We start from the raw sequence: 12,782 nt of genomic DNA on the forward strand, positions 1-12,782 counted from the left end.
GCACGCGCCAACCGCAGCAGGCGCCGCCGCCGGCGTCGAAAGAACGGGTTGGGCCATCAAAATCTCCGTGTCGGGGCGCATGAGTGCAAACAGCAAAATTGATCCTGCAGCCCGGGAGTATTGGCTGCATCCGAAGGTGCCGAAAGCTCGACGCCGGCGTTGTAACACCGCGTGCCGCGATTTAGTTCACGGCAATGCAAGAACCTGTGCCAACGCCGCAATTGCGATGACCGCCGGCTGTTTGCCCGCCACGCCGGGCACCCCGATGGGGCAGACGACGCGAGCCAGGTCGGTCTCGGTGAAGCCACGGGCCTCCAGCCGTTGACGAAAGCTCGCCCATTTGGTGCGGCTGCCGATCATGCCGATGAAGACCAGGTCGCCCCGCTCGCGCTGGCGCCTCAGGCAGGCGGCAATGATCTCGAAGTCCTCGGCATGGTTGTGGCTCATGACGAGGACGGCCGAACCAGGGGAGAGATCGTCGACAGCATCGGCCGCTGGATCACAGACCTCCTGGCGCCAGCCGCGCTCGGGCGGTTCGTCGGGAAACTGACCCTCGCGGCTGTCGATCCAGTGCAGCGCAAGCGGCAGGTCGCGGGCGATGTGGGCGATGGCCAGGCCGACATGGCCGGCGCCAAACAAGGCCAGGGGCCGCTGCGGTGGCTGGGGCACATGGGCGGCCAGGTCTTCGCCCGCTGCGACGCGCTCGAAGGCCAGCCAGACCACGCCGCCGCAACATTGGCCCAGGCTGGGGCCGAGGGGATAGCGCACCTCCGCCTCCAGTTCGTCGCCATCCAGCGCCCGGCGGGCGCGGGCAATGGCGTCGAACTCCAGGTGGCCTCCGCCCACGGTGCCGGTGATGCCATCCGGCGTCACCGCCATCCAGGCGCCCTCCTCGCGCGGCACGCTGCCGGTGGTGCGGGCGACCGTGACGAGAATCAGCGGTTCAGCTGCCACGGTAGGTCGAGTAAGCCCAAGGCGATGCCAGCAGCGGCACGTGGTAGTGGCTGTCTTCATCAGCAATGCCGAAGTCCAGCGGCACCTCGTCCAGAAAAGCCGGCTCCGGCAACACCGTGCCAAGGGCGCGGAAATACGCAGCCACCTCGAAGACGAGGCGGTAGCGACCCGCTGTCAGGGCCGCACCGTCCAGCAGGGGGCCGTCGGCGCGGCCGTCCCCATTCAGGTGCAGGCTGCGCAGCCACTTGGGGCCTTCGGCGTCGAAGCGGTACAGGCGCACGGCCATGCCGGCGGCGGGGCAGCCATTGGCGGTGTCGAGAACATGTGTTGTGAGCTTGCCCATGGAATCTCCGTCGATTGATGCAAAGTGTAGGGATGAGCACGCCCCATCAGCCCCGGTATCCCCGCGACCTCGTCGGCTATGGCGAGAACCCGCCCCACGCGCAATGGCCCGGCAGCGCCCGGGTGGCCGTGCAGTTCGTCCTCAACTACGAAGAGGGCGGCGAGAACTCCGTGCTGCATGGTGACGCCGGCAGCGAGCAGTTCCTGTCCGAGATGGCCAACCCGCCCAGCTTCCCGGCGCGGCACCTGAGCATGGAAAGCATCTACGAGTACGGCTCGCGCGTGGGCGTGTGGCGGCTGCTGAAGGAGTTCGAGCAGCGCGCGCTGCCGTTGACGATCTTCGGCGTGGGCATGGCGCTGGAGCGCTCGCCCGAAGTGACCCAGGCCTTCGTCGAGCTCAACCACGAGATCGCCTCCCACGGCTGGCGCTGGGTGCACTACCAGAACATCGACGAGGACACCGAGCGCGCCCACATGGCCCAGGCAATGGCAAGCCTCAAGCGCCTGACGCTGGGCCGTGACCCGCATGGCCTGGGCTGGTACACCGGCCGCGACAGCCCCAACACCCGCCGCCTGGTGGCCGATTTCGGCGGCTTCGACTACGACAGCGACTACTACGGCGACGACCTGCCCTTCTGGCTGCAGGTCAGGAAGACCAATGGCGAGCTGGCGCCGCACCTCGTCGTGCCCTACACGCTGGACTGCAACGACATGCGCTTCGCCCTGCCTCAGGGCTTCAGCCATGGCGAGCCCTTCTTCGAATACCTGCGTGACAGCTTCGATGTGCTCTATGCCGAGGGCGCCGACAGCCCGAAGATGATGAGCATCGGCATGCACTGCCGCCTGCTTGGCCGCCCTGGTCGCATGCGCGCGCTGCAGAAGTTCCTGGACCACATCGAGGCGCATGACCGCGTCTGGGTCTGCAGGCGGCTGGACATCGCGCGACACTGGAAAACCGTTCACCCCTTTGACGCCAAGACGGCCTTCGTCTGGGAATGATGAAACTCGACGACCTCAACAACGCCAGCGCCGCGGACTTTGTCGCGCTGCTGGATGGCACCTATGAACACTCGCCGTGGATCGCCGAGCGCGCCGCGGCGGCGCGCCCCTTCAAGACACTGGCCGCACTGAAGGTCGCGCTGGCCCGTGTCGTACGCGAAGCGACGGTGGATGAACAGCTCGGCCTGATCCGCGCCCACCCTGAGCTGGCCGGCAAGGCCGCTGTCGCGGGCGAGCTGACGGCCGAGTCGACGAATGAGCAGCAGAAGGCCGGTTTGACCGCCTGCACGCCCGAAGAGTTCGCCAAGCTGCAAAAGCTCAACGCCGACTACAACGCGCGTTTCGGCTTTCCCTTCATCCTGGCGGTGCGGGGCCCGCGCGGCACCGGCTTCACGCGCACCGAGATCATTGCGACCTTCGAGCGACGGCTGCGTTCCCACCCCGACGTTGAGCGCGCCGAGTGCCTGCGCCAGATCCATCGCATTGCGGAGATCCGGCTCAACGACAAGTTCGGCGTTCGGCCCGAGCTGGGCGAGCAGCTGTGGGACTGGGCCGCCCAATTGGCCGTTCACAGCGAGGCCGAGGATTTCCTGACCTGCACCTACGCCACGCCCACGCACACAGCCGTCGCCGAGCAACTCATGACGTGGATGCGCGACTGCGGCTTTGACGAGGTCAGCCGCGATGCGGTCGGCAATGTCGTGGGCGTCTACAACGGCACGAGCGCCGACAAGCGGTTGCTGACCGGCAGCCACTACGACACCGTGCGCCGCGCCGGCCGCTTCGATGGGCGGCTGGGCATCTTTGTGCCCATGCTGGTCGTGCGCGAGCTGCATCGCGCCGGCAAGCGTCTGCCCTTTGGCCTCGAGGTTGTGGGCTTCTCCGAGGAAGAGGGTCAACGCTACCCGGCGGACTTTCTCGGCTCGAGCGCGCTGATCGGCGCCTTCCAACCCGCCTGGCTGGACCAGACCGACGCCGCCGGCATCACGCTGCGGGATGCGATGCAGGCCGCCGGGCTGCCGGGCACGGCGCAGGCTATCCAGACGGTCAAGCGCGACCCGTCGCGCTACCTCGGCTTTGTCGAAGTCCACATCGAGCAAGGCCCGGTGCTCGACAGCCTGGACCTGCCCCTGGGCATCGTCACCAGCATCAACGGCAGCCGCCGCTACACCGGCGAGATCATCGGCCTGGCCAGCCACGCCGGCACAACGCCCATGGGCCAGCGCCGCGACGCCGCGGCGGGCGTGGCCGAGCTGATCCTGTTCACGGAACAGCGGGCCGCAGCGGTGCCGGACGTCGTCGGCACGGTCGGCATGCTGGAAGTGCCTTCTGGCTCCATCAACGTCATCCCCGGTCGCTGCCGTTTCAGCCTCGACCTGCGCGCAACGACCGACACAGCCCGCGACGCACTCGACGCCGACGTGCGCGCCAAGCTCGACGAGATCTGCCTGCGCCGCGGCCTCAACTTCACACTGCAGCCGACGTTGGCCGCCAACGCGGCGCCGAGCGATGCGGCCTGGCAGATGCGCTGGGAGGCCGCCGTCACCGGGCTGGGCCTGCCCATCCACCGCCTGCCCTCTGGCGCCGGCCATGACGCGATGAAGCTGCACGAGCTGCTGCCCCAGGCGATGCTGTTCGTGCGCGGCGGCAATGGCGGCATCAGCCACAACCCGTTGGAGTCGGTGACGGTAGATGACGCCGACCTGTCCATCCGGGCATTTGAACGTTTGATCGATACCCTATGACTCAGAACCGCATTGATGCCTGGATCAGCGAGAACCTCGACGACGAAGTCCGCTTTCTCCAAGCCCTCGTCCGCATCCCTACCGACACCCCGCCCGGCAACAACGCGCCGCACGCCTACCGCACGGCCGAGCTGCTGGCGGAACTGGGCTTCGAGGCAGAGAAGCACACCGTGCCCGCCGCCGAGGTGCATGCGGCCGGCATGCAGTCCGTCACCAACCTGATCGTGCGCCATCGCTTCAGCGAGGACGGCCCGACGATCGCGCTCAACGCCCACGGCGACGTGGTGCCCCCGGGCGAAGGTTGGACGCATGAGCCGTACGGGGCAGAGATCGTCGACGGCAAGCTCTACGGCCGCGCCAGCGCGGTCAGTAAGAGCGACTTCGCGACCTACACCTTCGCGCTGCTGGCTCTCAAGAACTCGGGCCTGCCGCTGAAGGGTGCCGTCGAGCTGCACTTCACCTACGACGAGGAATTCGGTGGCGAACTCGGCCCCGGCTGGCTGCTCAGGCACGGCCTCACCAAGCCCGACTACCTGATCGCGGCCGGCTTCAGCTACCAGGTCGTCACGGCCCACAACGGCTGCCTGCAGATGGAGGTGACGCTGCACGGCCTGGCTTCGCATGCCGCCTATCCGAGCACCGGCATCGACGCGCTGCAGGCCGCCAACAAACTGCTGACGGCCCTCTACGCGCACAACGACGTGCTGAAGATGCGCCGCTCCGAGGTGGCCGGCATCACCCACCCCTACCTGAACGTCGGCCGCATCGAAGGCGGCAGCAACACCAATGTCGTGCCCGGCAAGGTCGTCATCAAGCTGGACCGCCGCATGATTCCCGAGGAGGACCCGGCCGCCGTCGAGGCGGAAGTGCGCGCGCTGATCGAGAACACGGTGGCCCAGAGCCCCGGCATCAAGTTGGACATCAAGCGCCTGCTGCTCGCCAACTCCATGAAACCACTGCCCGGCGCCGCGCCCCTCATCGCCGCGATGCAGAAGCATGGCGAGGCGGTGTTCGGCGAGCCCATCCCGACCTCGGGCACGCCGCTGTACACCGATGTGCGCCTGTACACGGCCCACGGCATCCCGGCCGCCATCTACGGCGCCGGGCCGCGCACGGTGCTGGAGAGCAATGCCAAGCGGGCCGACGAGCACCTGGTGCTGGACGATCTCAAGCGCGCCACGCAGGTGGTGGCACGAGCGCTGGCAGAGCTGCTGGCCACCTGACTCAGCCGCCCAGCACCTGCTGGCGCGTGGCCAGCTCTTCGGCGGTGAAGGGGCTCCAATCGGGCCGCTGCGCGTAGAGCCGGTACAGGGCCTTCAGGTTGGCGCGCACCAGCGTGTCGTTCGGGTCCAGCGCCAGCACGGCCAGCAGTTCGTCGGCCAGCACCTTGGCCGACGCCCCATCCAGCGGCCGCTGTGCCGCCATCATGACCGCGGCTGCCTGGCGCGCCGCGGCGCCGCCGGGCAGGCGCTGGGCGGCCAGCGTGAACTGGCGGCCTGCGGCGTCGCGCTGCTCCGCAACCCAGGCCAGCTGGCCACGCAGGCCGGCAGCCACGGCCCAGGCGTTGGGGGCCAGCTCCGCGGGCACGGCGCGCTCGTAGCGGGCCAATGCCGCGAGCGCCGCGTCGGCCATGGGCTGGCGCTGCGCGGTGGGCACGCCGCCGGTGCGCAGCCGCAGCCAGCCGGCCACGCCCTCGGCGAAGTCCAGTTCAGGCAGCCAGCGCGACAGCGACCACTCCGGCGTGTCGTCACCCGTGCGGGCACGCACCCAGCCCGCCGGCAGGCCGGGCCGCATGGGTGCCAGGCGCAGCCAGTCGCCGCGCGACTCGGCCACCCAGTAAGGGAAGCTCTGGTTCGTGGAGCGGCCGATCTCCACGCCGGGCGCGTCGAGGTCGGGGGCGGGCCGCACACGCAGCGCTGCGCGGAAGGCGGCATCGATGCGAGCCAGGTCCTCCAGCCGGATGCGGCGCGGCGCAAAGGACAGCGCCTGCGCGGGAAGTGCCGCCTGCAACTCCAGCGTCGCATCACCGGCGCGCAGTGGCACCTTGAGCACCTCGGGCACGAGGCCATCGACGCCCTGGCGCGCGAAGCGCAGATAGCTCTGCAGGAAGATCTCTCCATCCTGCTCGAACAGCCGCCCCCACAGCACGACGACGCCCTGCCCCGCCTTCAGCCGGCCACTGGCCACGCCGGTGCGGCTGACGCGGTTCAGCACCTGGTCCACGTCGCACACGCGGCCGGGCTCGGCCACCAGGTCCACCACGCCGATGGAGCCGAACTTCAGCATGGACATCAGCAGCTGCAACTGGGCCAGCGCGGACATCTGCCGGCTGGCGTCCTGCAGCGCCTGCGGGCCGGCCTGGGCGCGCCAGGGCAGCACCAGGGCGTTGACGGCCGCATCGCTGAACACGACGGGATCGGAGCAGGGCCGGATGTCCATCGCCAGCAGCCGCAGCGGCAGCAGGGCGAGCGACAGCGCCAGCAGCGCGTTCTGCAGGCGGCGCATCACTCGGCTCCCGCGCAAGGTTGGGCCGCCTGCTGCAGGCGCAGCGGGCCGGTCTTGGGGTAGGCCGCGTCGGCGAGCGCGTCGTGCAGCACGCGGCTGGCGCTGCCCCGCACGAAGTCGCGCAGCGCGGCCAGGTCGGTCTTGCTGCGACCGGTCAGCGGGCGCTTGAGCATGGCGCCCAGCAGGCTGCTGGCACGGCACAGATTGGCGTAGGCCGGCTCGTAGGCGCGTTCGCGCAGCAGCTTCAGGCCCAGGGCGCTGGCGATGAAGGCGTCCAGATCGAGCGGCTTGGAGATGAGCTGCACGGCGTCCTGCGTGGGCGCGGCGCCGGCCTCGGGGTAGCGCAGGCGCTGCAGGCCGGTCGGTACGGTCTCACGCTGGTCGGCCGCAAAGCGCAGCGGCACCAGCAGATAGTTGATCTGCGCGCTCAGCACCGGTGGCGTGCCATCGCGGTCGACGACGCCCCAGACCTCCAGCAGCACGCGCTGGTCATTGAGCTGCTCGACGACCTCGGCACTGAACTCGCTGCCGTCCAGTGCCGGCGCCCGCTTCGGGCAGGCGCGAAAGGCCACCGGCGTCGCGCCCGGGTTGATCCAATGCTCATCGCGCTCCTGGTCCAGCTCGAACTGCAGCTTATTCAGGAAGCGGTCGATGGCCGCGCGGTCCGCCATGGCGCCGCCGCTGGGCTCGCTGAGCAGCACCGTGAAGCGCCCCGGTGCGGGCGCGCAATTCACAACCGCGGCGACGGCGACCTGCGCGCTCGCGGCGCACAGCAGCAGGTTCAGCAAGAGGGCTCGCATGCTCACTCCAGGTTGGCGATGGCTTCGTCCACCGCCTGCTTCAGGCGCGGATAGGCCTCGGCAGGCGCGGCGATCTCGCCGCGGAGGCGCTGGCGCAGTTCGTCGGGCTTGCCGGCCACGGCCGCGTTGACGAAATCGCGGTAGCGGCGCAGCTGCGGCAGGGCCTTGGTGCAGCCGTTGTCACCTATAAGGCTGAGCAACGTGCGGTGGGCGCCGATCTCGTAGTGCTGGTTGCGCTTGAGCAGCAGTGGCGGCAGCACGCGGCAAAGCAGATCGGGCTCGCGCACGGCCATCGCCTCCAGGCCGTGGCCGGCCGCCACGCCATGCAGGTCGGAGCGGCGCAGCTCAATCAGCAGGGCCGGCAGCGCCGGCTCACCGAAGGAGGCCAGCACCACGGCCGTGTTCTTCAGCTTGGTGACGTCTTCCTCCTCGCTGAGCTTTTGCAGCAGGCTCTGCATCTCCTTGGTGTACGACAGATCAAGCTGGCGCTGCTTGATGGCCAGGTCCACCGAGTCCTTGATCCAGAAGCCCAGCACCAGCACGACGACACTGGCCAACAGCTTGGGGGCCTCCGCGCCCATCCAGCCGAGGATGCGGGCGGGCCAAGGCTTGGGAGGCGATGCCGGGGCGTCCATGGCGCAGTGTGGGCCGCCGACGGGCCGGCGCGCAATCCCACAGGGGTACGGCATCCTCTCGGCAGCGGATCGCGGTGGGGGTGACGTCCCGAAGACATCGGCCCACAGGCGGCACAATCCGGGCGACGCCTCACCCACGCCATGACGCCCGCTCGCCACGCCCGCCGCCACCCCCGCGCCTTTGCCGCGTGGTTGCTGGCCGTGCTTGTGCTGGGCCTGTTGGCGCCGGGCATCAGCGCGGCAATGGCACATGCGCGGGGTGACTTCTCCGCCTGGCAGGACATCTGCCGCGCATCCAACACCGCGGGCAAGGCCGCCGAGTCCAAGCCCATCGAAAAGGCGTTGGATGTGCTGGCCCACGGCCATTGCGCCGCCTGCCACATCGCCGCGGCCGACTTCGCGCCGCCGCCAGTGGTGCATGCCATTGCGCTGCGCACGGAACTGGGCTTCGAGGCGCCGGAGCGCTTCTGGACGGCCCCCGTCACCGCCCACGCCTGGCGCCCCGCCAGCGCACGCGCGCCACCCGGGCTGATCTGAGTCCAACGCCGCCGCGGCCTTGCAGGCCCGGCGTTTTGCCGTCCTCTGCTGTGGGCGACGGCGCGACCCAGATCCAGCCCTTCCATGAAGAAATCCACCCTTGCGCGCGCGGCCGCCGCTTGCGTCGTCCTGTCCGTGTGGCCAGCCGCGCAGGCCTGTGACGACTGCGACGACGCCTCATCTCCGGCCCAAGTTGCCGCCGCAGACCCCGACACGCCGACGCCGCGCAACAAGCTCGACCTCGTCCGCGTGCAGGGCGTTGCGCCCAGCTCCCTGCCCACCAACATCCCAACGACTCGGGAAGCCGTTACGCGCGAAGACATTGCGCGCAGCATCAACGCGACCGACTCGGAAGACGCGTTGAAGTACCTGCCCAGCCTGCTGGTGCGCAAGCGCTACATCGGCGACTACAACCACGCCATCCTGTCCAGCCGCGCTTCGGGCACCGGCAACAGCGCGCGCTCGGCCGTGTATGCGGACGGCGTGCTGCTGTCCAACTACCTGGGCAACGGCGTCGGCGGCCTGTCCTTCCCGCCACGCTGGGGCCTGGTGACACCCGAGGAGATCGAGCGCGTCGACGTCATGTACGGGCCCTTCTCGGCCGCCTACACCGGCAACTCAGCAGGCGCCGTCGTCGACTACGTGACGCGCATGCCGACCCAGTTCGAGGCCCATGCCAAGCTGGGCTATGTGTCCCAGCCCTTCGAGCTCTATGGCACCAAGGCCAACTACCGCGCCCGGCAGGCCAGCGCCTCGGTAGGCGACCGCGCCGGCGACCTCAGCTGGTGGCTCAACGTGAACCGCACCGACAGCGACGGCCAGCCGCTGACCTTCGCCAACCGCCTGGCCAGCACGGGCACCGTGGTCACCAACGGCACCCCGGTGGCGGGCGCCGTGCTGGTGCCCAACAGCAATGGCCAGCCCTGGTATCTGCTGGGCTCGGCCACGCAATACAGCACCCGGCAGGACCACGTGAAGATCAAGCTGGCTTATGAGCTCAGCCCCACGCTGCGCGCCAGCTATGTGATGGGCGTCTGGCACAACGATTCAGACGGCAATTCAGAGAGCTGGCTGCGCGACGCGAGCGGCAAGCCCGTCTATTCGGGGCCTGTCGTCATCGATGGCAAGCAGCTCACCGCGCCGACTGGTGGCGACTTCCCGTTGACGCGCGAGCAGCTGCTGCACGTCATGCACGGCCTGTCGGTCAAGAGCCGCGGCGGCGGTGAATGGGACTGGGAAGCCGCGGCCAGCCTTTACGACTACCGCAAGGACGACAAGCGCCAGAACACCGCCGGCAACCCACAGCCGGGCGCTCGGACGGGCGGCGCGGGCACGCTGGCCGACGGCAGCGGCACCGGCTGGAACACCCTCGCCCTCAAGGGCATCTGGCGCCCCGCGGGGACCGACCACGTCGTCGACCTCGGCCTGCAGCAGGACAGCTACCAACTCAGCTACCTGACGTCCAACATCGCCGGCAACTACCTCGCCGACGGCCCCGGCGCGATGGCCGCCAATGTCCAGGGCAAAACCCGCCTGCAGGCCGCCTATGCACAGGACGCCTGGCTGCTGGCGCCCGACTGGAAGGCCGTGCTGGGCCTGCGCGCTGAAGCCTGGCAGGCCCACGACGGACGCACGGACTTCTCGGCCACGGCCGGCCAGGCCTATGCCGCGCGCAGCGAGAGCTTCCTGTCACCCAAGGCGGCCCTGTCCTGGCAGGCCACGGCCGACACCGTGCTCAAGGCCTCCGTCGGCCGGGCCGTTCGCATGCCCACCGTGGCCGAGCTGTATGGCGCCACGTCGACGACGAACTCGGCGTACATCAACGACCCCAACCTCAAGCCCGAGAAGTCCTGGACGGCCGAGCTGAGCGCTGAAGCCACCTGGGGACCGCTGCAATCGCGCCTCACGCTGTTCGCCGAGACAACCCGCGATTCGCTGTACTCGCAGGCCCTCTTCGACCCGGCGGCCAACAGGAACGTCAGCCGCGTGCAGAACATCGACAAGATAGGCACGACCGGCCTGGAGGCCACGTTCGCCGCCAACGACTGGCTGCTCAAGGGCCTGGACCTGTCGGCCAGTGCGACCTACACCGACTCCAGGATCAAGGCCAACAGCGGCTTTGTCGCAACGCCGGGCGACACCCTGGGGCGTTGGCAGCCCAACATCCCGCGCTGGCGCGCCACCGCCCTGGCAGCCTGGCGCTTCGACGAACACTGGAGCGCCAGCCTCGCGGCCCGCTACAGCGGCCGCCAGTACCGCACACTCAACAATGCCGACGTGAACGGCTTCGCCTACATGGGCGTCAGCAAATATGCGACGGCCGATCTGCGCGTGCTGTGGAAGATTGACCGCCAGTGGAGCGCCGCCGTCGGCATCGACAACCTGAACAACTATCAATACTGGAACTTCCACCCCTACCCGCAACGCAGCTACTCGGCCGAGCTGAAATTCGATCTATGAAGACATACCTCACCGCCACTCTGCTTGCCGTCGCCGGCACCGCCCAGGCCCACATCACGCTGGAGCAGCCCGAGGCCCCGGCCGGCAGCAGCTACCGCGCCGTCTTCAAGGCCGGGCACGGCTGCGAGGGCGGCGCAGCGACGAAGGAAATCGTCGTCACCCTGCCTGAGGGCTTGCGCGGCGCCAAGCCCATGCCCAAAGCCGGCTGGACGCTGACTACCAAGCAGCGGCCGCTGAAAGTCCCCTACGACAGCCATGGCAAGGCCGTCACCGACGAACTGGCCGAGGCACGCTGGGTGGCCAATGGCGAGGCCAACTATGTGCAGGACGCCTGGTACGACGAGTTCGTGCTGCATGTGTCCCTGCCAGCCGAGCCGGGCGAACTGGCCTTTGCCGTGCGCCAGGTCTGCACCCAGGGCGAGTGGAACTGGGCCGAGCTGCCGAGCGCCGCCAACCCCAAGCCGCGCGCACCGGCCGTCAGGTTGAAGGTGCTGCCCGCCCGTACCGAGGCTCACAGTCACTGAGCCGAAAAAGCCCGGTCGACCCCGGCTGATCGCGGCTTTGTTTTCAGATCACTGCGCCGATGATTCAGCCCGTCACCAGTGCATGGCCCCCGGCAACGTTGCGGCCCCTGGCGAGGCGGCACGCGAGCCGCCCGCGACCATGAAAGCACGAGATTCGGGCCCGACTGCGTCACCTCCCGGTGTCGCCCTGCCAGGCCACCTGCGCTGTGATCCACGCCGCAGCCCCACGCCCCTCCGGGGTGCGTCCCGGGCGGCGTGAAGCGCTCTTTCGCCCCGAACGGCCTTGGCCGCTCGGGGCTTTACTTTGCCTGCATGCAAACGCCACTCGGCGTGCGCGGCGGCCTTCTGGGAACTGACCGGTAGCATCGCCACCTGTTGCAGCAGCAGGAGTTCTTCATGACAGTGCTCGCTCGATTCTGCGCGGCACTGTGGTTTGCGGCGGCGGTGCAGGCTGCGGCAGCCGTCGAGGTCGTGCGCATCCCGCGCCCCGAGGTTCGGGAAGACCGTCGGTCGGTCTACGCCGATCAATTGCTGGCGCTGGCGTTGGCGCGCTGCGGCACCGAGTATCGGATCGAGCATGCGGGTGTCACCATGAACCAGGAGCGCCAGGTCCTTGAGCTGGAGGCGGGGCGCATGATCGACGTGGCGCCCATTCCCGCCTCGCCCGAGCGCGAAGCCCGCCTGCTGGCGATCCGCATCCCCGTCAATCGCGGCATGCTCGGTTGGCGGGTTGGCCTCATCCGGCGCGGAGATCAGGCACGCTTTGCGTCGCTCAACTCACTGCAGCAGCTCCAGCAACTGCGGGTAGGCCAAGGCCAGAGCTGGCCGGACACCGAGATCCTGCGTGCCAACGGCATTCCGGTCGTGGCTGGCTCGGCCTATCTGGCGCTCTTCAACATGCTGCAGGGAGAACGATTCGACTACTTTCCCCGTGGGTTGACCGAGGTCTGGGATGAACTGGAGGAGCGCTCGGACCGCTTCGAGGTGGAGTCGCACGTGGTGCTGCACTACCCCTATGACGCCTACTTCATGGTGAACCGCAAGGCCACGAAGCTTGCCGCCGACATCGAGCGCGGACTGAACCAGGCGATGGCCGATGGCAGCTTTGACAAGCTCTTTGAGCGCTACTTCGGCGAACGGTTACGCCGTGCGCGCCTGCATGAGCGCGTGGTGATCGATCTCACCAATCCGCTGCTCACGCCCGGCACCGCCACGCCTGCCGAACGTCCGGAGCTCTGGTACGACTTCCGGCGCTGGCCGGCGAAGGCGAAGTAGGCAACG

12 protein-coding genes are annotated in these 12,782 nt (G+C 68.9%); 7 read left to right on the forward strand and 5 right to left on the reverse strand.

From position 1 onward, the window contains the following. Nucleotides 1-186: 186 nt before the first annotated feature. Entirely contained in the window at nt 187-954 is a 768-nt protein-coding gene (xdhC, locus tag ASC91_RS04175) for a xanthine dehydrogenase accessory protein XdhC (RefSeq protein WP_235531815.1), read from the reverse strand. After that, a complete protein-coding gene (uraH, locus tag ASC91_RS04180; RefSeq protein ID WP_056192733.1) occupies nt 944-1,297 on the reverse strand; it encodes a hydroxyisourate hydrolase in 354 nt (117 codons plus the stop codon). Before uraH ends, xdhC begins: the two co-directional genes overlap by 11 nt. A gap of 32 nt (nt 1,298-1,329) precedes the next feature. Here uraH and puuE point away from each other — a divergent pair, with 32 nt between their 5' ends. Genes puuE through ASC91_RS04195 form a run of 3 tightly spaced genes read left to right on the forward strand, consistent with a single transcriptional unit; the run spans nt 1,330 to nt 5,263 of the window. Further along, nucleotides 1,330-2,295, forward strand: a complete 966-nt coding sequence (gene puuE, locus ASC91_RS04185; RefSeq protein ID WP_056192736.1) for an allantoinase PuuE — start codon at nt 1,330-1,332, stop codon at nt 2,293-2,295. Beyond that, nucleotides 2,292-4,040, forward strand: a complete 1,749-nt coding sequence (gene uraD, locus ASC91_RS04190; RefSeq protein ID WP_056192739.1) for a 2-oxo-4-hydroxy-4-carboxy-5-ureidoimidazoline decarboxylase — start codon at nt 2,292-2,294, stop codon at nt 4,038-4,040. The genes puuE and uraD overlap by 4 nt, the downstream gene beginning before the upstream one ends. After that, the gene (locus ASC91_RS04195) at nt 4,037-5,263 is read left to right on the forward strand and encodes a M20/M25/M40 family metallo-hydrolase (protein ID WP_056192742.1); all 1,227 of its coding nucleotides are present in this window, start codon (nt 4,037-4,039) and stop codon (nt 5,261-5,263) included. Before uraD ends, ASC91_RS04195 begins: the two co-directional genes overlap by 4 nt. Before the next feature lies 1 nt (nt 5,264). On the opposite strand, the gene ASC91_RS04200 is transcribed toward ASC91_RS04195, so the two are convergent. Genes ASC91_RS04200 through ASC91_RS04210 form a run of 3 tightly spaced genes read right to left on the reverse strand, consistent with a single transcriptional unit; the run spans nt 5,265 to nt 7,980 of the window. Next, nucleotides 5,265-6,545, reverse strand: coding sequence for a hypothetical protein (locus tag ASC91_RS04200; RefSeq protein WP_056192745.1), 1,281 nt, complete (start codon nt 6,543-6,545; stop codon nt 5,265-5,267). Then, entirely contained in the window at nt 6,545-7,345 is an 801-nt protein-coding gene (locus ASC91_RS04205) for a hypothetical protein (protein WP_056192748.1), read from the reverse strand. The genes ASC91_RS04200 and ASC91_RS04205 overlap by 1 nt, the downstream gene beginning before the upstream one ends. 2 nt (nt 7,346-7,347) lie before the next feature. After that, on the reverse strand, nt 7,348-7,980 hold the full coding sequence (locus ASC91_RS04210) for a hypothetical protein (RefSeq protein WP_157281133.1): 633 nt from the start codon (nt 7,978-7,980) through the stop codon (nt 7,348-7,350). A 141-nt stretch (nt 7,981-8,121) separates the two neighbouring features. Between ASC91_RS04210 and ASC91_RS04215 the strand changes: the two genes are divergently transcribed. The 4 genes from ASC91_RS04215 to ASC91_RS04230 all read left to right on the forward strand — a co-directional run bounded on the left by ASC91_RS04215 (nt 8,122) and on the right by ASC91_RS04230 (nt 12,776). Beyond that, nucleotides 8,122-8,517 (forward strand): DUF2946 family protein, encoded by a 396-nt coding sequence (locus tag ASC91_RS04215; protein WP_056192754.1) that lies wholly within the window; start codon nt 8,122-8,124, stop codon nt 8,515-8,517. 84 nt (nt 8,518-8,601) lie between these two features. Beyond that, a complete protein-coding gene (locus ASC91_RS04220; protein WP_056192757.1) occupies nt 8,602-10,977 on the forward strand; it encodes a TonB-dependent receptor in 2,376 nt (791 codons plus the stop codon). Then, nucleotides 10,974-11,501, forward strand: a complete 528-nt coding sequence (locus tag ASC91_RS04225; RefSeq protein WP_056192758.1) for a YcnI family protein — start codon at nt 10,974-10,976, stop codon at nt 11,499-11,501. The genes ASC91_RS04220 and ASC91_RS04225 overlap by 4 nt, the downstream gene beginning before the upstream one ends. Nucleotides 11,502-11,876: 375 nt before the next feature. Continuing rightward, nucleotides 11,877-12,776, forward strand: coding sequence for a transporter substrate-binding domain-containing protein (locus ASC91_RS04230; protein ID WP_056192761.1), 900 nt, complete (start codon nt 11,877-11,879; stop codon nt 12,774-12,776). Nucleotides 12,777-12,782 lie beyond the last annotated feature (6 nt).

Origin of the sequence: Pelomonas sp. Root1237 (assembly GCF_001425055.1) — a bacterium.
Classification (GTDB): Bacteria; Pseudomonadota; Gammaproteobacteria; order Burkholderiales; family Burkholderiaceae_C; genus Pelomonas.

Excerpts from the sequence above, each read along its gene's own strand:
- uraH (WP_056192733.1), bottom strand. The coding sequence starts at position 1,297 with ATGGGCAAGCTCACAACACATGTTCTCGACACCGCCAATGGCTGCCCC.
- puuE (WP_056192736.1), top strand. The coding sequence starts at position 1,330 with ATGAGCACGCCCCATCAGCCCCGGTATCCCCGCGACCTCGTCGGCTAT.
- uraD (WP_056192739.1), top strand. The coding sequence starts at position 2,292 with ATGATGAAACTCGACGACCTCAACAACGCCAGCGCCGCGGACTTTGTC.
- ASC91_RS04195 (WP_056192742.1), top strand. The coding sequence starts at position 4,037 with ATGACTCAGAACCGCATTGATGCCTGGATCAGCGAGAACCTCGACGAC.
- ASC91_RS04200 (WP_056192745.1), bottom strand. The coding sequence starts at position 6,545 with ATGCGCCGCCTGCAGAACGCGCTGCTGGCGCTGTCGCTCGCCCTGCTG.
- ASC91_RS04205 (WP_056192748.1), bottom strand. The coding sequence starts at position 7,345 with ATGCGAGCCCTCTTGCTGAACCTGCTGCTGTGCGCCGCGAGCGCGCAG.
- ASC91_RS04210 (WP_157281133.1), bottom strand. The coding sequence starts at position 7,980 with ATGGACGCCCCGGCATCGCCTCCCAAGCCTTGGCCCGCCCGCATCCTC.
- ASC91_RS04215 (WP_056192754.1), top strand. The coding sequence starts at position 8,122 with ATGACGCCCGCTCGCCACGCCCGCCGCCACCCCCGCGCCTTTGCCGCG.
- ASC91_RS04220 (WP_056192757.1), top strand. The coding sequence starts at position 8,602 with ATGAAGAAATCCACCCTTGCGCGCGCGGCCGCCGCTTGCGTCGTCCTG.
- ASC91_RS04225 (WP_056192758.1), top strand. The coding sequence starts at position 10,974 with ATGAAGACATACCTCACCGCCACTCTGCTTGCCGTCGCCGGCACCGCC.